5 protein-coding genes are annotated in these 26,838 nt (G+C 63.4%); 3 read left to right on the top strand and 2 right to left on the bottom strand.

The window, feature by feature from the left end; all coding sequences use genetic code 11:
* Position 1: 1 nt before the first annotated feature.
* Both AC07SU_RS19570 and AC07SU_RS19575 read left to right on the top strand, forming a co-directional pair.
* Positions 2–7,783 (top strand): amino acid adenylation domain-containing protein, encoded by a 7,782-nt coding sequence (locus AC07SU_RS19570; RefSeq protein ID WP_494997948.1) that lies wholly within the window; start codon positions 2–4, stop codon positions 7,781–7,783.
* Positions 7,784–7,793: 10 nt separating this feature from the next.
* A complete protein-coding gene (locus AC07SU_RS19575) occupies positions 7,794–21,332 on the top strand; it encodes a non-ribosomal peptide synthase/polyketide synthase (protein WP_494997949.1) in 13,539 nt (4,512 codons plus the stop codon).
* 239 nt (positions 21,333–21,571) lie between these two features.
* On the opposite strand, the gene AC07SU_RS19580 is transcribed toward AC07SU_RS19575, so the two are convergent.
* Both AC07SU_RS19580 and AC07SU_RS19585 read right to left on the bottom strand, forming a co-directional pair.
* Complete coding sequence (locus AC07SU_RS19580; RefSeq protein WP_494997950.1) at positions 21,572–23,944, bottom strand: TonB-dependent siderophore receptor; 2,373 nt, start codon at positions 23,942–23,944, stop codon at positions 21,572–21,574.
* A 156-nt stretch (positions 23,945–24,100) separates the two neighbouring features.
* Complete coding sequence (locus AC07SU_RS19585; RefSeq protein ID WP_494997951.1) at positions 24,101–25,753, bottom strand: cyclic peptide export ABC transporter; 1,653 nt, start codon at positions 25,751–25,753, stop codon at positions 24,101–24,103.
* A 199-nt stretch (positions 25,754–25,952) separates the two neighbouring features.
* Between AC07SU_RS19585 and AC07SU_RS19590 the strand changes: the two genes are divergently transcribed.
* Complete coding sequence (locus tag AC07SU_RS19590; protein ID WP_494997952.1) at positions 25,953–26,780, top strand: N(5)-hydroxyornithine transformylase PvdF; 828 nt, start codon at positions 25,953–25,955, stop codon at positions 26,778–26,780.
* Positions 26,781–26,838: the final 58 nt, after the last annotated feature.

Raw genomic sequence — 26,838 nt, forward strand, 5'->3', positions numbered from 1 at the left:
CATGCTTTCCAACCCTAACATCGACCTGGTGTCGCGCTTTCTTCGCCTGCCTCTGGAACAACGCCAGCAGTTCTACCAACGCTTGCAAACCCGGGGCATGAGCTTTGCTCAATTGCCCATTGCCTCGATCCGTGAACAGGGCCAGCACGCGCCCTTGTCCTATGCCCAGGAACGCCAGTGGTTTCTCTGGCAACTGGACCCGCACAGCGCCGCCTATCACGTACCCGGGGCACTGCGCCTGAGCGGGCCCCTGGACAAGGCGGCCTTGCAGCGCAGTTTTGACCGGCTGGTGGCTCGCCACGAAAGCCTGCGTACCCGGCTGCACCTGGACGGTGAGCAACGCTCCCAGGAAGTGCTGGACGTTGCGCCTGTCCAGATCATGGAAAGCCCGGTCGAGGAAGCCCAGCTCAAGGCCCGGGTGGAAGCCGAGATCGCTCGCCCTTTCGACCTGCAACAGGGGCCATTGCTGCGGGTCAATCTGTTCAGCCTGGGGCATGACGAGCATGTGTTGGTGCTGGTGCAGCACCACATCGTCTCTGACGGTTGGTCCATGGGCGTGATGGTGCAGGAGCTGATGCAGTTCTACGCCGCGTGCAGTCAAGGCCAGGACTGTGTGTTGGCGCCATTGCCGATCCAATACGCAGACTACGCACTGTGGCAGCGCAGCTGGATGGAAGCCGGCGAAAAAGCGCGACAACTGGATTACTGGCGCGAGTTGCTGGGTGGGGTGCAGCCGGTGCTGGAGTTGCCGCTGGACCACGGCCGGCCGGCCCAGCAGAGTTACCGTGGCGCACGCCGGGACATTGCCCTGGAGCCTGGTCTGGTGGTGCAAATCAAGGCCCTGGCCCAGCGCGAAGGCGTCACGCTGTTCATGTTGCTGCTGGCTTCGTTCCAGGCCTTTCTGTACCGCTACAGTGGCCAGCATGACATTCGGGTCGGGGTGCCGATTGCCAACCGTAACCGCGTAGAGACCGAGTCGCTGATCGGCTTTTTCGTCAATACCCAGGTGCTCAAGGCCAACCTTGACGGCCAGATGACGTTCGCCCAGTTGCTCCAACATACCAAGCGTCGCGCGCTGGAGGCCCAAGCCCACCAGGACTTGCCATTCGAGCAGTTGGTCGAAGCCCTGCAGCCGGAGCGCAGCTTGAGCCACAACCCGCTCTTCCAGGTGATGTTCAACCACCAGGCCCGGGCTGCCACGCGCGCGCCCCAGCTACCGGGCCTGCAAGTGGCCAACCTGGAATGGGACACCCGCAGTGCCCAGTTCGACCTGAGCCTGGACACCCAGGAAACGGGCGACGGGATCTGGGCTTCCCTGACCTACGCCACCGACTTGTTTGATGCCACGACCGCCGAGCGCATGGTCGGCCATTGGCTGAGCCTGCTGCGTGCAGCGGTTGCCAACAGTGGCCTGGCGCTGCAGGACCTGACCGCCGTGAGCGCGCAAGAGCGTGAGCAGATGGTGTTCCAGTGGAACGCCACCGCCCGCGACTACCCGTTGCAGCAGTGCGTGCACCAACTGATTGAAGCGCAGGCCGCCAACACGCCGGACGCCCCGGCATTGGCCTTTGCCGAGCAGCGCTTGAGCTACAGCGAACTGAACCGTCGTGCCAACCGCCTGGCCCATCGCCTGATAGCGGCGGGCGTGGGGCCGGATGTGCTGGTCGGCCTGGCGGTGGAGCGTTCCGTCGAAATGGTGGTGGGCTTGCTCGCCGTGCTCAAGGCTGGTGGCGCCTATGTGCCGCTGGACCCGGAGTATCCGCGTGAGCGCCTGGCCTACATGCTCGACGACAGTGGCGTGAAGCTGCTGCTGACCCAGGCTCATCTGCTTGACCAGTTGCCGATCCCGGCCGGGCTGGAATACCTGGTGCTGGGTGAGTCGACCTTCGAGGGTTTCAGCGAAGCCAATCCGAACGTGGCGTTGGACGGCGAAAACCTCGCCTACGTGATCTACACCTCCGGCTCCACCGGCCAACCGAAAGGCGCGGGCAACCGTCATTCAGCATTGACCAACCGTTTGCAGTGGATGCAGGAAGCGTATGCACTGGATGCCAGCGACAGCGTGCTGCAAAAGACCCCGTTCAGCTTCGACGTGTCGGTGTGGGAGTTCTTCTGGCCGTTGATGACCGGTTCGCGGCTGGTCGTCGCTGCGCCCGGCGATCATCGCGATCCGGCCAAGCTGGTCAGCCTGATCAACACCGAGCAGGTCACCACGCTGCACTTTGTGCCGTCGATGCTGCAGGCATTCCTGCAAGATCCGTCCGTGTCCAGTTGCCAAGGCTTGAAGCGCATCGTGTGCAGCGGCGAGGCCTTGCCGGTGGATGCGCAGACCCAGGTCTTCGCCAAGCTGCCGCAGGCCGCGCTCTACAACCTCTACGGCCCGACCGAAGCGGCCATCGACGTGACCCACTGGACCTGCGTCGATGAAGGTCGCGACGCGGTGCCGATTGGCCGACCGATCGCTAACCTGGGGTGCTACATCCTCGACAGCAACTTCGAGCCAGCCCCCGTTGGTGTGCTTGGCGAGCTGTACCTGGGCGGCGTAGGGCTGGCTCGGGGTTACCACCGCCGCCCGGCCCTGACGGCCGAGCGTTTTATTGCCCACCCGTTTGTAAAAGGCGAGCGCCTGTACCGCACCGGCGACCTGGCGCGCTACCGCGACGACGGCGTGATCGAATACGCTGGGCGCATCGACCATCAGGTCAAGCTGCGTGGCCTGCGTATCGAACTGGGGGAAATCGAGGCACGCCTGCTGGAGCACGCGTGGGTGCGCGAGACGGCGGTACTGGCAGTTGATGGCAAATACCTGGTGGGTTACCTGGTGCTGCAACAGGCTGGCGACGACTGGCGCGATGTGTTGAGCGCCCACCTGGCCCAGCATCTGCCGGACTACATGGTGCCGGCCCAGTGGATGGTGTTGGAACAGATGCCGCTGAGCCCCAACGGCAAACTGGACCGCAAGGCCCTGCCCAAACCCGCGGCCGTGCAGGCTTACGAAGCGCCGCAAAGCGCGCTTGAACAACGAATCGCCGCGATCTGGGCAGAGGTGCTGGGCGTCGACCAGGTTGGGTTGAACGACAACTTCTTTGAACGTGGCGGTGACTCGATCATCTCGATCCAGGTGGTCAGCCGCGCCCGTGCTGCCGGTATCCACTTCAGCGCCAAGGCGTTGTTCCAGCACCAGACGGTGCGCAGCCTGGCGCGGGTGGCGCAGTTGCAGGTGGCGCGGGTCATCGACCAGGGCCCGGTGCAGGGTGAAACGCTGTTGCTGCCGTTCCAGCAACTGTTCTTCGACATGGCGTTGGCGCAGCCGCACCATTGGAACCAGTCCTTGCTCTTGACGCCGCGTGAGCGGATTCAGGGCGACCGCCTGGACGCTGCCCTGCAAGGCTTGATCGCCCATCACGATGTGTTGCGCTTGAGCTTCAGCCAGCAGGCCAAGGGCTGGAAGGCCGAACATGCCTCGGCGACCACTCAAGTGCTGTGGCAGGCCACGGTGCAGGACGCTGACGAACTGACCGCGCTGTGCGAAAAAGCCCAGCGCAGTCTCGATCTGCAGCAGGGGCCGTTGCTGCGTGCGGTGCTGGCCGAGTTGGCAGACGGTTCCCAGCGGCTGCTGCTGGTCATGCACCACCTGGTGGTGGACGGCGTGTCCTGGCGAGTGTTTCTGGAGGACCTGCAGAGCCTGTACCGCCAGCACACGCTGCCGGCCAAGACGTCGTCGTTCAAAGCCTGGGCCGAGCGCTTGCAAACCCATGCCCGCAGCGAAGCAGTCACGTCGGCCAAAGGCTTTTGGCTGCAACAATTGCAGGGTGAGCCCACCGAGCTGCCGTGCCGCGATCCGCAGGGTGCGCGCCCTGGCCATCTGGCCCATACCGTGATCAGCCGACTGGATGCCGAGCGCACCCGTCAACTGCTGCAACAGGCGCCCATGGCCTATCGCACCCAGATCAACGACCTGCTGCTGACCGCCCTGGCCCGGGTCGTTTGCCGGTGGACAGGGCATGCCAGCAGCCTGATCCAGATGGAAGGCCATGGCCGTGAAGACCTGTTTGATGACATCGACCTGACCCGCACCCTGGGCTGGTTCACCAGCCTGTTCCCCGTGCGCCTGACCCCCACCGATACCCTGGCGGGCTCGATCAAGCAGATCAAGGAGCAACTGCGTGCGGTGCCGGACAAAGGCCTGAGTTTCGGTGCACTGCGTTACCTGGGAGATGACGCCACGCGTGAGGCGTTCAGCGCCTTGCCAGAGCCGCGCATCACATTCAACTACCTGGGGCAGTTCGATACCAGCTTCGACCAGCCGGACGCGTTGTTCGCACCCGCCGCCGAGAGCCGCGGTGCAGAGCAGAGCCCGGACGCGCCGCTGGGTAACTGGTTGACGCTCAACGGCCAGGTGTACAACGGCGAGTTGCAACTGGGCTGGACCTTCAGCCCGCTGATGTTCGACCCGGCGGCGATCGAAGCGCTGGGCGCGGCCTATACCGAGGAGCTCAATGCGCTGGTGGCGCACTGCTGCACCCCTGGCAACCGTGGCGTGACCGCGTCCGACTTCCCGCTGTCGCGCCTGACCCAGCCGCAGCTGGAATCCCTGCCGCTGGCCGCCGACGCCATCGAAGACATCTACACCCTGTCGCCCATGCAACAGGGCATGTTGTTCCATACGTTGTACGAGCAGGCGGCAGGCGACTACATCAACCAGATCCGCGTGAGCGTCGACAACCTGGATGTGGCGCGCTTCCAGCAGGCCTGGGACGCCACGGTGCGCGCCCATGATGTGTTGCGCAGCGGGTTCTTCTGGGAAGGGCAGATGGAGGGGCCGCGCCAGGTGGTGTACCGCGAAGCGCGGTTGCCGCTGGAAGTGCTCGATTGGCAAGCCATGCCGGAATGTGAGCTGGCGCTGCAGGAGCTGCAACAGACGCAGCGCCGTCAGGGCTTCGACCTGACCCAGGCACCCTTGGTGCGCATGGTGCTGGTGCGGACCGATGAACAGCGCCACGAACTGATCTACACCCATCATCACATCCTGATGGACGGCTGGAGCAATTCGCGGTTGTTCGGCGAGGTGTTGCAACGTTACGCAGGGGCGGTGGTGCCTGAAGTGGCCGGGCGTTATCGCGACTACATCGGCTGGTTGCAGCAGCGTGATGCCGTGGCGACCGAAACCTTTTGGCGCGAGCAACTGAAGGTTCTGCACACCCCGACCCGCCTGGGCAGCGCCCAGCCGATGGCGTTGCAGGGGCATGGCGAGCATCAACTGGCGCTCGACAGCGCGTTGACGGCGCGCCTTGAGTCGTTCGCCCGCAGTCACAAGGTCACGCTCAACACCCTGATCCAGGCAGCGTGGCTGGTTTTGCTGCAACGCCACAGCGGCCAGGCCGTGGTCGCGTTCGGTGCAACCGTAGCGGGGCGCCCGGCCGAGCTGGCGGGCGTGGAGCAACAGATCGGCTTGTTCATCAACACCTTGCCGGTGATCTGTGCGGTCGATGAGCAGTGCCAGGTGGCCGATTGGTTGCAAGCGGTCCAGGCGCAGAACCTGGCCCTGCGCGAGCATGAGCACACCGGCCTGTACGACATTCAACGGTGGGCCGGGCAGGGCGGGGACGCTTTGTTCGACTCTATCCTGGTGTTCGAAAACTACCCGGTGTCCAAGGCGTTGGAGCAGGCTGGCGGCAGCGGCATCCGCTTTGGCACCCCTCATTCCCTGGAGCAGACCAGCTTCCCGTTGACAGTGCTGGTGGAAGTGGCTGAGACGTTATCGGTGCACTTCAGTTTTGCCCGTGCGCATTTCACTGCCGAGGCCGTGCAGGGTTATGCCCGCCACCTGGTCAATCTGCTGCACGCCATGCTTCAAGACGGGCAGCCGCGCCTGGGCGAACTGGCGATGCTGGAGGTGGCCGAGCGTCAGCAACTGATTCATGAGTGGAACGCCACCGCCCGCGACTACCCGTTGCAGCAGTGTGTGCACACACTGATTGAAGCGCAGGCCGCCAACACGCCGGACGCCCCGGCCTTGGTGTTTGGCCAGCAGCGCTTGAGCTACAGCGAGTTGAACCGTCGTGCTAACCGTCTGGCCCATCGCCTGATAGAGGCTGGCGTAGGGCCGGATGTGCTGGTCGGCCTCGCCGTAGAGCGTTCCATCGAGATGGTGGTGGGCTTGCTCGCCGTGCTCAAGGCCGGGGGCGCCTACGTGCCGCTGGACCCGGAATACCCGCGTGAGCGCCTGGCCTACATGCTCGACGACAGCGGTGTGAAGCTGCTGCTGACCCAGGCTCATCTGCTTGACCAGTTGCCGATCCCGGTCGGGCTGGAGTGCCTGGTGCTGGGTGAGTCGACCTTCGAGGGTTTCAGCGAAGCCAATCCTGAGGTCGCCCTCGACGGCGAAAACCTCGCCTACGTGATCTACACCTCCGGCTCCACCGGCCAGCCGAAAGGCGCGGGCAACCGTCATTCAGCATTGACCAACCGTTTGCAGTGGATGCAGGAAGCGTATGCCCTCGACGTCAGCGATACCGTGCTGCAAAAGACCCCGTTCAGCTTCGACGTGTCGGTGTGGGAGTTCTTCTGGCCGTTGATGACCGGTTCGCGCCTGGTCGTCGCTGCGCCGGGCGATCACCGCGATCCGGCCAAGCTGGTCAGCCTGATCAACACCGAGCAGGTCACTACGCTGCACTTTGTGCCGTCGATGTTGCAGGCCTTCCTGCAAGATCCGGCCGTGTCCAGTTGCCAGGGCTTGAAGCGCATCGTGTGCAGCGGCGAGGCCTTGCCGGTGGATGCGCAGACCCAGGTCTTCGCCAAGCTGCCGCAGGCTGCGCTCTACAACCTGTACGGCCCGACTGAAGCGGCCATCGACGTGACCCACTGGACCTGCGTCGATGAAGGTCGCGACGCGGTGCCGATTGGCCGCCCAATTGCCAACCTGGGGTGCTACATCCTCGACAGCAACTTCGAGCCCGTGCCCGTTGGCGTGCTTGGCGAGCTGTACCTGGGCGGTGTCGGCCTGGCTCGGGGTTACCACCGTCGCCCGGCCCTGACGGCGGAGCGTTTTATTGCCCACCCGTTTGTAAAAGGCGAGCGCCTGTACCGCACCGGCGACCTGGCGCGCTACCGCGACGACGGCGTGATCGAGTACGCCGGGCGCATCGACCATCAGGTCAAGCTGCGCGGCTTGCGTATCGAGCTGGGTGAAATCGAGGCGCGCCTGCTGGAGCACGCGTGGGTGCGCGAAACGGCGGTGTTGGCAGTCGATGGCAAATACCTGGTGGGTTACCTGGTGCTGCAACAGGCTGGTGACGATTGGCGCGATGTGTTGAGCGCCCACCTGGCCCAGCATCTGCCGGACTACATGGTGCCGGCCCAGTGGATGGTGCTGGAACAAATGCCCCTGAGCCCCAACGGCAAACTCGACCGCAAGGCCTTGCCGAAGGTGGACGCCACGCTGCAAGCGCGGGTGTACGAAGCACCGCAGACCGAGCAGGAGCAGCAGATCGCCGCGATCTGGGCGCAAGTGCTCGGCGTTGAACGTGTGGGGCGCCAAGACAACTTCTTCGAACTGGGCGGGCATTCCCTGCTGGCCACCCAAGTGGTGGTGCGCCTGCGCGAGCAGTTGCACGCCGAGTTTGACGTCAAGTCGATTTTCACTACGCCAACCCTGGCCGAGTTCAGTGCCTACGTGGCAGGCCAGCAGACAAATAATTCGCCCGTGCAGGATGCATTGGCTAAATCCTTGGAGGCTCTCAAACGTCTATCAGCAGAAGATTTGGATAAATTGATTTCCTGAGGGGCGTGGCGTGCAAGCATTAATCGAGTCGGTGGGTTCACTTTCTGCGCAGCAAAAGAAAGCGTTGGCGGTAATGCTCAAGCAACAAGGCATCAACCTGTTTGAGATTGCCCCGGTTTTCAAGCGTCAGGAAGGTGAGCCGCTGCGGCTCTCCTATGCCCAGGAGCGGCAGTGGTTTTTGTGGCAACTGGAGCCGCAAAGCCCGGCCTATCACTTGCCCCGTGCCTTGCGTTTGAGGGGGCGCCTTGACCGGGCGGCCTTGCAACGCAGTTTTGATGCGTTGATTGCGCGTCATGAAAGCTTGCGCACCCACCTGCATCAGGACGCCGACCAGATCGTGCAGGTGGTCAAACCCCAGTTGCACCTCGAAATCACCGAAGGTCCGGGTGATGCCGCCCGGCTTGAGGCGCTGGTGCAGGCCGAAGTCGCCAAGCCGTTTGACCTGCAGCAAGGCCCGCTGCTGCGGGTCAAGTTGTTGCAGCTGGCGCCAGAGGAACATGTGCTGGTGCTGGTGCTGCACCACATCGTGTCCGATGGCTGGTCGATGCAGGTGATGGTCGATGAGCTGGTGCAACTGTATGTCGGTTACAGCGGTGGCCAGGACGTTCATTTACCGGACTTGCCGGTTCAATACCCCGACTACGCGTTGTGGCAGCGCAGTTGGATGGAGGCTGGCGAAAAAGAGCGACAGCTGGGGTACTGGTGCGATCGCCTGGGCGGCGAGCAGCCGGTATTGGAGTTGCCCCTGGATCACCCGCGCCCGGCCGTGCAGAGTTACCGCGGAGCGCGCTTGGACGTGGGCCTGGATCAGGCGTTGGTCACAGGGCTCAAGGCACTGGCCCAGCGCGAAGGGGTCACGCTGTTCATGCTGTTGCTGGCGTCGTTCCAGACGTTGTTGTACCGCTACAGCGGGCAGACGGATATCCGTGTCGGCGTGCCGGTGGCCAACCGCAATCGCGCTGAAACCGAGCGCCTGATCGGCTTTTTCGTCAATACCCAGGTGCTCAAGGCTGATATCGACGGGCAGATGACCTTCAGTCAACTGCTGGCCCAGGTCAAGCAGCGTGCCCTCGAAGCCCAGAGTCATCAGGACCTGCCGTTCGAACAACTGGTCGAGGCCCTGCAGCCGGAGCGCAGCCTGAGCCATAACCCGTTGTTCCAGGTGATGTTCAATCACCAGGCTGAAGGGCGCAGAGTCCGTGGCGAGCAGCAGTTGCCGGGCCTGGCCGTGGAGGCCCTGGAGTGGGACAGCCAGAGCGCACAGTTCGACTTGAGCCTGGACACCCAGGAATCACCCGAAGGTATTTGGGCTTCACTGACCTATGCGACCGATCTGTTTGAGCGCTCGACGGTGCAGCGCATGGCCGCGCACTGGCAAGCGTTGCTGCGCGCCGTGGTCGGGCGGGCGAGCAGCCCTGTCGCGCAGCTCAGCCTGCTGCTCGACGATGAGCAACGGCACCTGTTGCAGGCGTGGAACCAGGGGGCGGCCGCGTTTGAAGCGGTTGCCGGTGTGCAGGGCTTGTTCGAACTTCAAGCGCAGCAACAGCCCGAGGCTATTGCCCTGTGCCTGGGTGCGCAGTCCGTCACCTATGCCGAGCTGAACCGCCAGGCCAACCGCTTGGCCCATCGCCTGATCAGCCTGGGCGTCGGCCCGGAAGTGCTGGTGGGCGTGGCCGTCGAGCGTTCTGTGCAGATGATCGTCAGCCTGCTGGCGGTGCTCAAGGCCGGTGGCGCCTATGTGCCGCTGGACCCGCAGTACCCGCGTGAACGCCTGCTCCATATGCTGGAAGACAGCGGCGTCAGCCTGGTGTTGACCCAATCCCATGTGGCCATGCCGTTGCCTGAAGGCATGGCGACGCAGGATGTGGCCGATGCAAGTCTGGCTGAACACACCGACAGCAACCCAGGCATCGCCGTCGCCGCGCAGAACCTGGCCTATGTGATCTACACCTCCGGTTCCACCGGCAAGCCCAAGGGCGTGGCAATCAACCATGCGGCGCTCACCGAGTTCTCCAGCATCGCCGCCGGTTACTCACGCCTGACCCAGGACGACCGCGTCCTGCAATTTGCCACCCTGAACTTCGACGGCTTCGTCGAGCAGCTGTACCCGGCGCTGACCCATGGCGCCACGGTCATCCTGCGCGGCCCGGAGCTGTGGGACAGCGCGCGGCTGTACGATGAAATCATTGCCCAGGGCATCACCCTGGCCGACTTGCCCACCGCCTACTGGAACCTGTTCCTGCTCGATTGCCTGGCAGCGGGCCCACGTGCTTACGGCGCGCTGCGCCAGATCCATATCGGTGGCGAAGCCATGCCGCTGGATGGCCCGGCGCAATGGATCAAGGCCGGGTTGGGCCATGTCCGCTTGCTTAACACCTACGGCCCGACCGAAGCCACGGTGGTCTCCAGCGTGCTCGACTGCACCAGCGGCGAAGAAACCATCGGCGCCACGGCCAGCCCGATTGGCCGCTCGTTGCCAGGGCGTGCGCTGTATGTGCTGGATCGCGATCTCAACCTGGCACCACTGGGTGCTGTGGGTGAGTTGTATATCGGCAGCCAGTGCGGCCTGGCCCGTGCCTACCTGAACCGGCCGCTGCTGACGGCCGAGCGCTTCGTGCCGGATCCGTTTGGCGGCGACCGCCTGTACCGCACCGGCGACCTGGCGCGTTACCGCGCCGATGGCGTGATTGAGTACGTCGGCCGTGTGGACCACCAGGTGAAAATCCGTGGTTTCCGTATCGAGCTGGGAGAAATCGAAGCGCTGTTGCTGGCCCAGGACGGTGTGCGCGAAACCCTGGTCTTGGCGGCCGACAACCAACTGGTCGCCTACCTGGTGGCTGCCGAGCAAGACGCCGAAGCCCTGAAAGCCGTGCTGCGCGAGCAATTGCCGGACTACATGGTGCCGGCGCACCTGATCTTCCTCGAGCGCATGCCGCTTAACCCTAACGGCAAGCTGGACCGCCAGGCGCTGCCAAAACCGGATACCAGCCTGACGCAACAGGTGTGGGTTGAACCGGTGACCGAGTTGGAGCAGCAGGTGGCGGCCGTCTGGGCGCACGTGCTGGGCGCTGAGCGTGTGGGTTTGACCGATCACTTCTTCGAGATGGGCGGGCACTCGCTGCTGGCGATGCAGGTGGTGTCGCGCCTGCGTCAGGTGCTGGCGCGTGAAGTGCCGTTGAAACTGGTCTTTGAACAGCCGCGCCTGGACGGTTTTGCCGGTGCCTTGCAGGTGCTGGACACGGCCGAAGGTGAGCAGGCGCCGGCGCTGCGGGCGGTCGATCGCGATCAATCCCTGCCGCTGTCCTATGCTCAGGAGCGTCAGTGGTTCCTCTGGCAGTTGGACCCGGACAGCAGTGCCTACCATATTCCCAGTGCCTTGCGCCTCAAGGGCGCCTTGGACATTGCGGCGCTGCAGCGCAGTTTCGATGCCCTCGTGGCTCGTCATGAAAGCCTGCGCACGGTGGTGCGGGCGCAGTCGGACGGGGCCCGCCAGGTCATCCAGCCCGAGGCCGCGTTGCCTATCAGGCTGGGCGAAGCCGACGAGGGCAATGTGCAGGCGCTGGTCGAGGCCGAAATTGCACGACCGTTCAACCTGCTGGAAGGGCCGCTGCTGCGCGTGAGCCTGCTGCGCATGGGGCAAGACGACCATGTGCTGGTGCTGGTGCAGCATCACATCGTGTCCGATGGCTGGTCGATGCAAGTGATGGTCGATGAGTTGGTGCAGCTGTATGCCGCGTTCAGCCAGGGGCAAACTCTGCCGCTGCCGGACATGCCGATCCAGTACGTCGACTACGCCGTGTGGCAGCGTCAGTGGATGGAGGCGGGGGAGAAGGCCCGCCAACTGGGCTACTGGCGCGAGCTGCTCGGTGGCGAGCAACCGGTGCTGGAGCTGCCGTTCGATCATCAGCGCCCGGCGCAACAAAGCCATCGCGGGGCGCGCCTGGACGTGCCGTTGCCGGCGACGTTGGCAAGCGGTCTCAAGGCTTTGGCCCAAGCCCAGGGCGTGACGATGTTCATGTTGCTGCTGGCGTCGTTCCAGACCTTGCTGCACCGCTACAGCGGCCAGCAGGACATCCGCGTCGGCGTGCCGATTGCCAACCGCAACCGCGCCGAAACCGAGCGCCTGATCGGTTTCTTCGTCAACACCCAAGTGCTCAAGGCCGATATCGACGGGCAAACCACCGTCAGCCAACTGCTGCAACAGGTTAAACAGCGCGCCCTGGAGGCCCAGTCGCACCAGGACCTGCCGTTCGAACAGCTGGTGGAAGCGCTGCAACCGGAGCGCAGCCTGAGCCTCAACCCATTGTTCCAGGTGATGTTCAACTACCAGACCGATGGGGCGGGTGCACAGCAGACGCTTGCGCACTTGAACATCGAAGGCCTGGCCTGGGAGCGGCGTACCGCGCACTTCGATCTGGACCTGGACACCCACGACAGCCGCGATGGCTTGTGGGCGTCCCTGGGCTACAGCACCGATCTGTTCGACGCCGGCACTATCGAGCGCATGGCACGCCACTGGCAGAACCTGTTGCAGGCGATGGTGGCTGATCAAACGCAAAACATCAGTGAGCTGAACCTGCTCGACACCGAAGAACAGCAGCACATCCTGCAGCTGTGGGACCTTACCGACTCAGGCTTCCCGGCCACACGCTGGGTGCACGAACTGGTCGGCGACCGCGCCCGCGAAACCCCCGATGCGGTGGCCGTCAAGTTCGACGGCCAAACCCTCACTTACGCCGAACTCGACTCTCAGGCTAACCGCCTGGCCCATGCGCTGATCGCCCGTGGTGTCGGCCCGGAAGTGCGCGTGGCAATCGCCATGCCGCGCAGCGCCGAGAGCCTGGTGGCGTTCCTGGCGGTGCTCAAGTCCGGTGGTGTTTACGTACCGCTGGACATCGAATACCCCCGCGACCGCCTGCTGTACATGATGGAAGACAGCCGCGCGCAACTGCTGCTGACCCACACCAGCGCCTTGCAGCAACTGCCGATCCCTCAGGGGTTGGAAGCCCTGGCGATTGATCGCACCGAAGACTGGGCCAACTACAGCGACACCGCACCAAGCGTCGTGCTGGACGGCGACAACCTGGCCTACGTGATCTACACCTCGGGCTCCACCGGTATGCCCAAGGGCGTGGCGGTGTCCCACGGCCCGTTGGTGGCGCACATCATCGCCACCGGCGAACGCTATGAAACCAGCCCGGCCGACTGCGAACTGCACTTCATGTCCTTCGCCTTCGACGGTTCCCACGAGGGCTGGATGCACCCGCTGATCAACGGCGCCAGTGTGCTGATCCGCGACGACAGCCTGTGGCTGCCGGAATACACCTACGCACAGATGCATCGGCACAACGTGACCATGGCCGTGTTCCCGCCGGTTTACCTGCAACAGCTGGCCGAGCATGCCGAACGTGACGGCAACCCTCCGGCCGTGCGGGTTTATTGCTTTGGCGGTGATGCGGTTGCGCAGGCCAGCTACGACCTGGCCTGGCGTGCACTCAAACCGACGTATCTGTTCAACGGCTACGGGCCGACTGAAACCGTGGTCACGCCGCTGCTGTGGAAAGCCCGCCAAGGTGACCCTTGCGGCGCCGTCTACGCCCCCATCGGCACACTGCTGGGCAACCGCAGCGGCTACGTGCTGGACGCGCAACTCAACCTGCAACCCATCGGCGTGGCCGGCGAGTTGTACCTGGGCGGCGAGGGCGTGGCTCGGGGTTACCTGGAACGTCCGGCACTCACGGCCGAACGTTTTGTGCCGGACCCGTTCGGCAAACCCGGCAGCCGCGTGTACCGCAGCGGCGACCTGACCCGTGGCCGTCCGGACGGCGTGGTGGACTACCTTGGCCGTGTCGACCACCAGGTGAAAATCCGTGGCTTCCGCATCGAGCTGGGCGAAATCGAAGCGCGCCTGCGCGAGCAGGACAGCGTCGGTGAAACGGTGGTGGTGGCCCAGGAGGGCCCGACCGGCAAACAGTTGGTGGCGTACGTTGTGCCCGCCGATGGCCCGCTGGTCAACGAGACCGAATTCCGTGAAACCTTGCGCCGCGCCCTGAAAACCCATCTGCCGGACTATATGGTGCCCGCGCATTTCATGTTCCTGGCGCAGATGCCACTCACCCCCAACGGCAAACTTGATCGCAAAGGCCTGCCGCAACCGGACGCCGCGCAGGCGCAAGGCGTCTGGGTGGCGCCGGTGACCGCGTTGCAACAGCAAGTGGCCGCGATCTGGGCCGAGGTGCTGGGGGCTGAGCGCATCGGCTTGACTGATCATTTCTTTGAGCTGGGCGGGCATTCGCTGCTGGCCATGCAAGTGATCTCACGCGTACGCCAATTACTGGCCCGCGAAATTGCCTTGCGCACGTTGTTCGAGCAGCCGCAGCTGGAAGGTTTTGTGTTGGCCTTGCAGGCCCTGCAAACCGATGACGCGCCGTTGGCCCCAGCCATGCTGGCGGTGGAGCGGGGCCAGCCACTGGCCTTGTCTTACGCCCAGGAGCGCCAATGGTTCCTCTGGCAGTTGGAGCCCGACAGCGCGGCGTACCACGTGCCCAACGCCCTGCGCCTGATCGGGCAGTTGGATCGCAATGCCTTGCAGCGCAGCTTCGACAGCCTGCTGGCCCGTCATGAAACCCTGCGCACGGTATTTGTCAGCGACGGCGAGCGCACCTTGCAGCGCATAGTGCCGGCCGCCACGTTGGTGATCGACAGCTGCGTGCTCGACAATCCGAGCCCGGAACAGGTGCAGGCACGGGTGGAGGCGGAAATTGCCCGCCCGTTCGACCTGCGCCAGGGCCCGCTGCTGCGCGTCACGCTGTTGCAACTCAGTGATCAGGAGCACGTGCTGGTACTGGTGCAGCACCATATCGTCTCGGACGGTTGGTCGATGCAAGTGATGGTCGATGAACTGGTGCAGTTGTACGCCGGTTACAGCCAGGGCCGCGAGGTTCAGTTGCCCGACATGCCTTTGCAGTACGCCGACTACGCCCTGTGGCAACGTGCCTGGATGGAGGCCGGTGAACAGCAGCGGCAGCTGGATTATTGGCGCAAGCTGCTGGGTACTGAACAACCGGTGCTGGAACTGCCGCTGGACCATCCGCGTCCGGCCATGCAGAGCTATCGGGGCGCGCAACTGGAAGTCGTATTGGACGCAGGCGTGGTCGCTGGCCTGAAAGCGCTGGCGCAACGCGAGGGCGTGACCTTGTTCATGCTGCTGTTGGCGTCGTTCCAGACCTTGCTGCACCGCTACAGTGGGCAGGCCGACATCCGCGTCGGCGTGCCGATTGCCAACCGCAACCGGGTCGAGACCGAGCGCCTGATCGGCTTCTTCGTCAACACCCAGATACTCAAGGCCGATCTCGACGGCCAGATGACCTTCGCCCAGGTACTGCAACAGACCAAGCGCCGCGCCTTGGAAGCCCAAGCGCACCAGGACCTGCCGTTCGAGCAGTTGGTCGAAGCGTTGCAACCGGAGCGCAGCCTGAGCCACAACCCGCTGTTCCAGGTGATGTTCAACCACCAGTCCGAGTTGCGTGCCTCCCGGGGTGAGCAATTGCCGGGCCTGCGCCTGGAAGGGCTGGAGTCCGACAGTCATCCGGCGCATTTCGACCTGAGCCTGGACACCCAGGCCTCGGCCGACGGCCTGTGGGCCACCTTGACCTACGCCACCGACCTGTTCAGCGCGGCCACCATCGGGCGCATGGCGCAGCACTGGCAGAACCTGCTGCAGGCGGTGGCCGCCGATGCCCGTCAACGTGTCAGCGAGTTGCCATTGCTGGCGGGTATCGAGCAGCAACCGTGGAACAACGGCGGCGCAGCGTTCCAAAGCCCGCTCGGTGTTCATGGGTTGTTTGAAGTGCAAGCGCAACGACGTCCTGACGCCATTGCGCTGTGCCTCGACGAACAGTCGCTGACCTATGCCGAGTTGAACCGCCAGGCCAACAGGTTGGCCCATTACCTGATCAAGCAGGGCGTTGGCCCCGAGGTATTGGTGGGCGTTGCGGTAGAGCGCTCGTTTGCCATGGTGATCAGCCTGCTGGCGGTGCTCAAGGCCGGTGGCGCCTACGTGCCGCTGGACCCGCAATACCCGCGTGAACGCCTGCTGCATATGTTGGAAGACAGCGGCGTCAGCCTGGTGCTCACCCAGTCCCATGTGCCGATGCCGCTGCCTGAAGGGATGCCTGGCCTTGCGCTGGATCTGGCAGCGGGCGAGCTGGCTCTGTGTGCTGACCAGAACCCTCAGGTGCGGGTTGACGCGCAGAGCCTTGCCTATGTGATCTACACATCTGGTTCCACCGGCAAGCCCAAGGGCGTGGCGATCAACCATGCGGCGCTCACCGAGTTCTCCAGCATCGCCGCCGGTTATTCATGCCTGACCCAGGACGACCGCGTCCTGCAATTTGCCACCCTGAACTTCGACGGTTTCGTCGAGCAGCTGTACCCGGCGCTGACCCACGGCGCCACCGTGGTATTGCGTGGGGCCGAGCTGTGGGACAGCGGCCGCCTGTATGCCGAAATCATCCGCCAGGGCATCACCCTGGCTGACTTGCCGACGGCTTACTGGAACCTTTTCCTGCTCGATTGCCTGGCAGCCGGGCCGCGTTCTTATGGGGCGTTGCGCCAAATCCACATCGGCGGCGAAGCCATGCCGCTGGACGGCCCGGCGCAATGGATCAAGGCCGGGTTGGGCCATGTCCGCTTGCTCAACACCTACGGCCCGACCGAAGCCACGGTGGTCTCCAGCGTGCTCGACTGCACCAGCGGCGAAGAAACCATCGGCGCCACGGCCAGCCCGATTGGCCGCTCGTTGCCAGGGCGTGCGCTGTATGTGCTGGATCGCGACCTCAACCTGGCACCACTGGGTGCTGTGGGTGAGCTGTATATCGGCAGCCAGTGCGGCCTGGCCCGTGCCTACCTGAACCGGCCGCTGCTGACCGCCGAGCGCTTCGTGCCGGATCCATTCGGCGGCGACCGCCTGTACCGCACCGGCGACCTGGCGCGTTACCGCGCCGATGGCGTGATTGAATACGTCGGCCGGGTGGACCATCAGGTGAAAATCCGTGGTTTCCGTATCGAGCTGGGAGAAATCGAAGCGCTGTTGCTGGCTCAGAAAGGCGTGCGCGAAACTCTGGTCTTGGCGGCCGACAACCAATTGGTCGCCTACCTGGTGGCTGCCGAGCAAGACGCCGAAGCCCTGAAAGCCGTGCTGCGCGAGCAATTGCCGGACTACATGGTGCCGGCGCACCTGATCTTCCTGGAGCGCATGCCGCTCAACCCTAACGGCAAGCTGGACCGCCAGGCGCTGCCAAAACCGGATACCAGCCTGACGCAACAGGCGTGGGTTGAACCGGTGACCGAACTGGAGCAGCAAGTCGCTGCCATCTGGTCCGACATCCTCGGCGCCGAGCGCGTCGGCTTGACCGACCATTTCTTCGAGATGGGCGGGCACTCGTTGCTGGCGATGCAGGTGGTGTCGCGCTTGCGCAATCTGCTTGGGCGAGAGGTCGCATTGCGCAGCCTCTTCGAACAACCGCGCCTGCAAGGCTTCGTCGCGACTTTGTCGGCGGACGCCGGTGTCGCGTTGGCGCCACCTCTGTTACCTGTGGGTCGCGAGCAGCCGTTGCCATTGTCGTATGCCCAGGAACGCCAGTGGTTCCTCTGGCAACTGGACCCCAACAGCGCCGCTTACCACGTGCCGGGTGCATTACGCCTCAAAGGCGCGTTGGACAGGGTGGCGTTGCAGCGCAGTTTCGATGCCTTGGTGGCGCGTCATGAAAGCCTGCGCACCCACCTGCGCCACGAGGGCGAGCGTGCCGTTCAGGTGATAGTGGCGGACGCGAGCGTGGACATCGTCACAGCCGACACTGATGAGGCTGCACTGAAAACGCAGGTAGAAGGCCTGATCGCCCGGCCGTTTGACCTGACCCAGGGGCCGCTGATGCGTGTCCACTTGCTGCGTATTGCCGAAGATGAGCATGTGCTGGTGCTGGTGCAACACCACATCATCTCCGACGGTGGCTCGATGCAGGTGCTGGTCGATGAGCTGGTGCAACTGTATGCGGCCTACAGCCAGGGGCAGACGCCACACTTACCGGCCATGCCGATCCAATATGCCGATTACGCCGTGTGGCAGCGCCAATGGATGGAGGGCGGCGAAAAGGCGCGCCAGCTCGATTACTGGCGTGCCCTGCTCGGCGGCGAACAGCCGGTGCTGGAGCTGCCGCTGGATCATCCACGGCCCACGCAACCCAGCCATCGCGGTGCGAGCATTGAGATAGAGGTGCCGCCCGCGCTGCTCAGCGCCCTGCGTGCGCAGGCCCAGCGTGAGGAGGTGACGCTGTTCATGCTGTTGCTGGCCTCGTTCCAGGCGTTGTTGCATCGCTACAGCGGCCAGCGGGACATCCGCGTGGGCGTGCCGATTGCCAACCGCAATCGGGTGGAGACCGAGCGTCTGATCGGTTTCTTCGTCAACACCCAGGTACTCAAGGCCGATATCGATGGGCACACCACCGTCGGCCAACTGCTGCAACAGGTCAAACGGCGAGCCCTGGACGCCCAGAGCCATCAGGATTTGCCTTTCGAACAGCTGGTGGAAGCCCTGCAACCTGAGCGCAACCTGGGGGTGAACCCACTGTTCCAGGTGTTGTTCAACCATCAAACCCAGGCGCCCGGGCAATATGACGGTCAACCCCTGCCAGGCTTGGCGGTCAGCGGCCTGGGCTGGGACAGCCAGACGGCGCAGTTCGACCTGAGCCTCAACACCCACGAGTCCGCCGAAGGGCTTGCGGCGTCGCTGACCTATGCCACGGACCTGTTTGAGCCGGCGACATTGGCACGTCTGGCACAGCATTGGCTCAACCTGTTGCAGGGGATCGCCGGTGATGCGCAGCAACGTGTCGACCAGTTGCCGCTGCTGGACCTGCGCGAGCGTGAGCTGGCGGTGCAGGGCTGGAACGCGACCGCGCGCAATTACCCGCTGCACAGTGCGGTGCACCATTGGATCGAAGACCAGGTGGCGTTCACGCCGCAGGCGCCGGCGCTGGTGTTTGGTCAACACCAACTGAGCTACGCGCAGCTGAACCAGCGTGCCAATCGCCTGGCGCATCGCTTGATCGAGGCGGGTGTAGGCCCGGACGTGCTGGTGGGCGTGGCCGTCGAGCGTTCTATCGAAATGGTGGTCGGCTTGCTGGCCGTGCTCAAGGCGGGCGGTGCCTATGTACCGCTGGACCCGGAATACCCCCGTGAACGCCTGGCCTACATGCTGCAGGACAGCGGTGTGAAACTGCTGCTGACCCAGGCCCATCTGTTGGCAGACTTGCCGGTAACGCCAGACGTGCAACACCTGGTGCTGGGCGAGTCGTGGTTTGAAGGGTACCCGGAACAGAACCCGGCCATTGTCCTGGACGGTGAAAACCTGGCCTATGTGATCTACACCTCGGGTTCCACCGGCCAGCCTAAAGGCGCGGGTAACCGGCACTCGGCGCTGACCAACCGGTTGTGCTGGATGCAGGAGGCGTATGGCCTGGACGCCAGCGATAGCGTGCTGCAAAAGACGCCGTTCAGTTTCGATGTGTCGGTGTGGGAATTCTTCTGGCCGCTGATGACCGGTGCACGCCTGGTCGTGGCAGCGCCGGGCGATCACCGTGATCCAGCCAGGCTGGTCGACTTGATCAACCAGGCGCAGGTCACCACGCTGCACTTTGTGCCGTCGATGCTCCAGGCGTTCCTGCAGGATGCGGCGGTGTCCAGTTGCCACAGCTTGCAACGCATCGTGTGCAGCGGCGAAGCGCTGCCGGTGGACGCCCAGCATCAAGTCTTCGCCAAATTGCCGAACGCCCGGTTGTACAACCTTTACGGCCCTACCGAAGCGGCCATCGATGTCACCCATTGGACCTGCGTCGATGAGGGCCGTGACACGGTGCCGATTGGTGAGCCAATCGCCAACCTGCGCACCCATGTGCTGGATGCCGGTCTGTCACCGGTCCCGGTCGGTGTGGCCGGTGAGTTGTATTTGGGCGGCGAAGGTCTGGCACGCAGTTACCACCGACGCCCGGGGCTGACCGCCGAGCGTTTTGTGCCGTGTCCGTTCCACAACGGCGCGCGGCTGTACCGCACCGGGGATCGGGTACGCCAGCGGGCCGACGGAGTGATCGAATACCTGGGGCGCCTGGATCATCAGGTCAAGCTGCGTGGCCTTCGCATCGAACTCGGTGAAATCGAGGCGCGCCTGCTGGAGCACCCAGCGGTGCGTGAAGCGACGGTGTTGGTGCTCGAAGGCAAGCACCTGGTGGGTTACCTGGTGTTGCAACAGGCTGGCGACGACTGGCGCGAGCGCTTGAATACCTACTTGGGCAGCCATTTGCCGGACTACATGGTGCCGGCTCAATGGGTGGTCCTGGACCAGATGCCGCTCAGTCCCAACGGCAAGCTGGACCGCAAGGCCTTGCCCACACCCCATGCGTCGAGCCAAGGCTACGTGGCCCCGAGCAGCGAACTGCAACAGCGGATTGCGGCGGTGTGGGCGCAGGTGCTGAAGGTGGAGCGCGTGGGGTTGCATGACAACTTTTTCGAGCTGGGCGGCCATTCGCTGTTGGTGCTGATGCTCAAGAACACGCTCAGCCAGGCCTGTGGTGTCACGCTTGCGGTCAACCAGTTGATGCTGCACCCCACGGTGGCGGGCCAGGCCCGGTGCATCGAGGGGGAGGGCGAGCGTTCGTTGATCGTCAGGCTCAATACGCAGACTGAAGGCACGCCTCTGTACCTGTTTCACCCCAGTTTCGGTTCGGTGCATTGCTACAAGGCCTTGGCCCTGGCGTTGCGTGAGCAGCGCCCAGTGATGGGGGTGGTCTGCCGAGCGCTGGTGGAGGAGGGGGGCGAGGTGCCAGCCTGGAGTGAGATGGTCGAGGATTACACCCAACAGTTGTTGGCCGCTCAGCCACACGGTGCGTTCCGCCTGGCGGGATGGTCACTCGGTGGCAACCTGGCCATGGAAGTGGCTTACCTTCTGGAGCAGGCTGGACGCACGGTGGAATCCGTCGGCTGGATCGATGCGCCACCGCCGGCCCGCTATACCGCCTTCTGGAACCAGGGTGCCCTGGTGGACGAGCGGGTCATCTCTGCGGCTGAGCGACGTGCCGAGCTGTTGGCGGTGATGTTCCCGGCGTTTGCGCAGCAGATCCAAGACGTTTGGCACAGCGCGTCCGGCGATGAGGACCAACAATGGCAACGCCTGTCCGACTGGGCCGACGCGACCTTGGGGGAGGGTTACCGTGCACTCAAGGACGAATTGCAGGAAGGCGGCGAAACCGAGCGTTCCTGGGCAATCAAGCAGGTGCTGGATGAGCGCCTGCAAGACACCGACTACCGTGCAATCAAGGCGCCGCTCAACTGCTGGTGGGCGGCGCGCAGTGAGGCGGGGTTGCATCAGGCGCTGATCGAAAGTGGCATGCGCGAGGTGGTTGGCCAGGGTGGCATCCAGCGTTCGGTCGTGATCGACACCACCCATCACCGCATCGTCGACAACGCCGAGTTCATCAGAAGCTTCACCGCCTTGTAGTGAGCGAGCTTGCCTCGCGCCGGGCGCCCCCAAATACCGAGCCATGCGCTGTACGAGGTGCTGATTCGGAGGTTGGCTTGGGGGTTGCGGTGCCCTCGGCGCGGGGCAAGCCCGCTCACTACAACGGCCGGTTGGCGGGTTGCTTCGATCCAGAGGCGTCTGTGGTGGGTATTTGATAATGCTTCGGCTACAAAAAAGCCCCGTATCCTGCGATACGGGGCTTTTGTGTTTGCGCGGGTTTAGAAGTCGTAGCGGGTGGTGACCATCACGTTGCGCGGGTCGCCTGGGTAGGCCGAGTCATAGAAGCCGATGTTGGTGTAATAGTGTTTGTCGAACAGGTTGTTGACATTCAAGGTTGCCGACAGGTGATCGGTGACTTGATAACGCGTCATCAAGTCCACCAGCCAGTAGGGTTCCTGGGTGAACTTTTCAGAGCGACCACCCCCCGGGTAGCCCCAGTTGTTGACGGTCTGCCAGCCAGCGCTCTGCCAGCGGGCACCGCCGCCCACGGTCAGCCGGTCGAGGCTGCCTTTGAGTTTGTAGGTGGTATAGAAGCTGACCTGATCTTCCGGCTCCCAGGTCGCGACTTTTTTGCCGTCGTCATCGCGGGCGATCTTGTGGGTGTAGCCCGCCTGCAACTGCCAACCTTGGGCGAGTTCACCGGAGATCTCCGCTTCGTAGCCCTTGGTCTTGGTCTTGGTGCCGATATAGGAGTAGTCAACGCCCGGTTGCGAGTTCCACGCCGTGTCAGCCAGTGGACGGTTCTCTTCGTGCACTTCGAAGTAGGCGAGGCTGGAGTTCAGGCGGCCATCGAAAAACTCACCCTTGACGCCAAACTCGTAGTTCTTGCCTTCGTTGGGAGCCAGCATGGCGCGTGTACGGGTGCGATATTGGGTTTGCGGCTGGAAGATTTCGGTGTAGCTGGCGTAGGCGGTGAAGTTGTCAGTGAAGTCATACGTCAGGCCGGCGTAGGGCACTACCTTGCCACTTTCCTGGGTGTCGCTGGTGCCGGTGACCTGATAGTTGGCGACACGCGAGCCGAGCAGCAGGTGCAGTTCGTCTGTCAGGCTGAAGCGGCCGGTGACGTAGGTGCCGGTCTGGCGCGTGGTTTCGTCATTGATCTTGGTAGCGGTCCACAGGGGCTCAATGGCTTGGCCGCGCCAATTGTAGAAGTCATAGGAGTTGTCGAAATAGGTGGTGGCGGTGTAGTCCTTGGCCTTCCATTTCGAGATGGACAGGGACTGGCCGATCACCAGTTCATGTTCGCGACCAAACAGTTCGAACGGCCCCGAGGCGTACACGTCGAGGCTGTCACTGGTGGTGTCGCCCACGTATTTACGTGCGTAGATGGAACTGGCGGTAGCGGAATCCTGGGAAATGTAGCCCAGGGGGGCGTTGTAGCCATTGATCTGGTGGTTGTACTGACCCTTGGTAACCCAGCCGTTATCGAATGTGTGTTCCAGGGTGGCGAAAGCCGTGCGGCTGTATTGCTCCCATGAACCCCACTTCGGTCCATTGTTGAACGAGCGCGGCACGTCCAGCTTGTTGCCGGTGGCATCAAAAATGGTGCGGGTGCCGGTCCAGCTGGAGCCTTTGGGGTCGCTGTCCTGATAATCGGCGCCCAGGGTCAGCAGGGTATTTTCGTCCAGGTCAAACTCCAGGATGCCGTAGAGCACGCCGGTTTTGCGCGAGTAGTGATCGAGGAACGATTGTTTGTCTTGATACGCTGCCACTGCGCGGCCACGCACGTTGCCTGTTTCAGTCAACGGGCCACTGACATCGACTTGCGAGCGGTAGTTGTCCCAGGAGCCTGCGCCCAGCTCTATGCTGCTCTTGAACTCGGACGTGGGTTTTTTGCGGATCAAGTTGATGGTGCCACCCGGGCCGCCGGCGCCGGTGAGAAGGCCGGTAGCGCCTTTGAGCACTTCGACCCGGTCATAGATCGCCATGTCGGTCAGGGTCTGGCCCGCCGAATATTGGGCGTCACGCAATGTGGGGATTCCGTCGTACTGGAAGTTGACGATCGAGAAGCCGCGAGAATAGTAGTTGGTACGTTCAGTGTCGTAGGTCGAGACGGTAATGCCCGGGGTGTGGCGCATCACATCGTCGATGGCGGTCAGGCCAAAATCATCCATCACCTGGCGGGTCACCACCGAGATCGATTGCGGTGTTTCCCGCGGTGTCAGCACCAGGCGTGTCGCGGTGGCGATGGTGCCCGGGGTGTAGGAACCGGTGCCTTCGGTCACGGTGCCCAATTGGTTGGCGGTAATTTGCGTGGCGCCCAGTTCCAGCCCTGAAACGGCCGCGGCACTGATGGTGATCGCGTTGCCTTGCAGGCTGTAGTGAATGCCGGTGCCCTTGAGCAGGGTGGCGATCGCCTGGTTCGGGTCCTGTTTGCCTTTGACCGCGGTGCTGTTCTTGCCCTCTACATCAGTCGGGCTGTACAGCACTTGCAGGTTGGTTTGCTGACCGAACGCCTGCAGTGCCGTTCCCAGTGGCTGTGCAGGAATATCGAGCTCGATCTCCTGAGCTTGCACATAACCGGCGATAGGCAGCGAGACCGCAAGGGCCAGGGCGCTGGGCAACAGGTTGATGTTCAAGGCCCGTCGCATGGATAGCGCTTTGCTCAAGGGGCTCCGACCGAGTCGTACTGGCATGAATGCTTTCTCTTCTAGGTTTTAAGTGGGCAGATTATTAAGTGCTTATTGAGGCTGGTTCTCATTACCACTAGTGAGACGTTCCTACTTGGTAAAACCGGAAAAGAAATTTCAAGCCGGCTCCATTTCGTGCACCACCTGGCCTGCGCTCAGGCGCACCAACTGGTCGGCGATGTCGAAATAACGGTCGTCGTGGCTGATGACGATGATGGTTTTGCCCAGGCGCTTGAGGTCCGGCAGCAGCTCGGTATAGAAAATGCGGCGGAACGCCGGGTCCTGGTCGGCAGCCCATTCGTCGAACACCAGCACCGGGCGCTCTTCGAGCCAGGCGTTGACCAGGGCCAGGCGCTTGCGTTGGCCGGTGGACAGGTCGGTGGTGCTGAAAACGCCGTCCTTGACGCTGACCTTGTGCGCGATCTCCAGGCGCTCGAGGTACTTGGTCGCGCTGTCCAGCGACTGGGTGGCGCTGCCCTGCACCAGGTCATCGAACAGGTAATAGTCGGCGAACACGGTGGTGAACAACTGGCGATAGTCATCGCGCACCGGGTCGGTCACGGTTTCGCCGTTGAGGCGGATCTCCCCGGATTGCGGCGGATAGAGACCCAGCAGCAGCTTGATCAGGGTGGTCTTGCCGCAACCGTTCTCACCGACGATAAACACGATGTCGCCCTGCTTGATGCTCAGGTTGATCGGCCCCAGGTGGAACGGCTCGCTGCCTTCGACCGGCGGCGGGCTGTAGCGCACATTGTGCAGCTCCAGGCTTTGCACCAGAGGGTTGGGCGCTTCGGAGTTGTCCATCAGCAAATGGGGCTCGGGGGAAGAGAAGCGATCGGCCAGCTCGGTGATACGCCCGAACGCAATACGCGCCTTGCCGATGATCGGCAGGTAACCCACCACGTGTTCCAGCGGGCCTTTCATATACAGCAGCACCAGTACGAAACCGGTGATCACCGCCGGGTCCGGGTTGGGGCTGTAGGCCTGCATCGCCAGGGCCAGGCCGATCACCACAAAGAACAGCATCGAGCCAAAGGTCTTGGCCACGATATAGATGTTGACCGAGCGCACCTGGATGTCGCTGATCTGGTCGGCGGTTTCCTGGATGCGGTGGGTGTTCATGCGATAGCGGCGTGGGCGGTGGATGCGCAGCTCCTTGGCGCCCGAAGCGATTGCCGAGTAGTAGCGTTGCAGTTCGTCCTCAAGGTCGCGGGCCTCGTCGAAACCGCGGATACCCTTGTGGCCTGCGATGAACTGCACGCTGCTGCCGATGACAATGGCCACGATCATCATCAGGAACATCGGCACCGAGAGGTACGCCAGGTAACCCAGGCAACCGAGGGTGACGGTGGTGGCGATGGCCAGCGGCGTGAACGCAAACGAGAAGTCACTGATGGTGTCGACGTCGTGGGTCAGCACCGGGATCAGGCGGTGGGAGCGGTAGCGCTCGATCTGCTCGATCGGCGCCGACAGCACTTTTTCACCCAGTTCCTTGCGCAGCGCAGCAATGATGCGTTGGCCCACGTAGTTGGTGCCGATGTCGGACACGATCGAGCTGGTCAGGGCAAGCACACACAGGGCGGCAAAGGTCAGCACCACGCCCTGGGTCATGCCGGTGGAGGAGTGCAGGGCATTGTTGATGGTGGCCAGCAGAAACGTGATGGCCAGGCCGCCCGCCATGCCCAGGGCAACGGAGACCGTCACGATGGTACGAAAGGGTCTGAGCAATGCGAGCAGACCGTTGAAGGCGCCGCGCTTGGGGTCAGTCATAAATACATCCCGGAGAGTGAAAAATGGGGCTGGGCACACAGACCCTTACCCATGACAAACGAAGCGCCGGGGCGAGTATTTAGCGCGGTGTGCCAAGTGGTGGCGGTGGTGGATAAATCCACGGGGGGCTGGTTCGTTCTTGTTCTGTAGGCGCACGTGCATCAAGGCCGTGCGCAGTCCATCCAGCGAGAGCGAAACAATGACGAAAAAGAACCTGGTATATGTCTGGTCCCTGAGAAATGCCGCCGCCGACAAGGCCGGGCAGCCAGTGGCCTACAAGGACCACGACCGCTACATGAAGTCGGTGCTGGAGTTTCTGGTGGGGTCGCTCAACGACACGCCGCTGGGCCAGGCCTATAACCTGGTGGGCGTGGTCTACGACGATGACGAACAGAACCCGCGCGACCAGCAGTTGGTCAAGGACTATGGCTTCGCCTACCAGCAGGGCCGCCAGTGGCTGTACCCCGCCGACCTTCGCGTGCAGGGCAGCCTGGTCAACGACCTGCTGCTGAGCGTACCGTCCACCTACCGCCGCTTGCCGCGTGGCAGCGCCGAGCATATCGCCGGCAAACAGGATTTCGAACGCCGACTGTACGACACCCTGGTGGAATTGAAGGCCGACATCGTGGTGCTGGATGGCTTGCTGGTGATCCTCGACGAACTGGTACGCCCGGGCGCGCCGTTTGCGCGACGCATCATGAACATCCACCCGGGCATCACTCGCATCGAATCGCCTTACGAGCGTCGCGGCGCGTACGCCACCTGGAACGCCCTGTACGGCGCACGTGGCCAGGCGGTGGTGGACTGGGCCACCAAGGAAACCAAGCCGTGCGAGCCGCTGTACCTCACCGGCGCCTCGTTCCACTACGTGGACAACGGCATTGACTCGGGCGAGGTGTTCCACGACGTGCTGAAAACCGAGATTTCCCCGGAAGACACCATCCTCGAACTGCGCTGGAACAACTTCAATAACAGTCTGTTCCCGGCGCTGCACGAAGGTTTGGAGCTACTCGCCAAACAGGTCTGAATACACACGACCCTGTAGGAGCTGGCTTGGGGGGGGGGGGGGGGGGGGGGGGGGGGGA

It is taken from the genome of Pseudomonas sp. GW821-FHT05H12 (assembly GCF_059419385.1).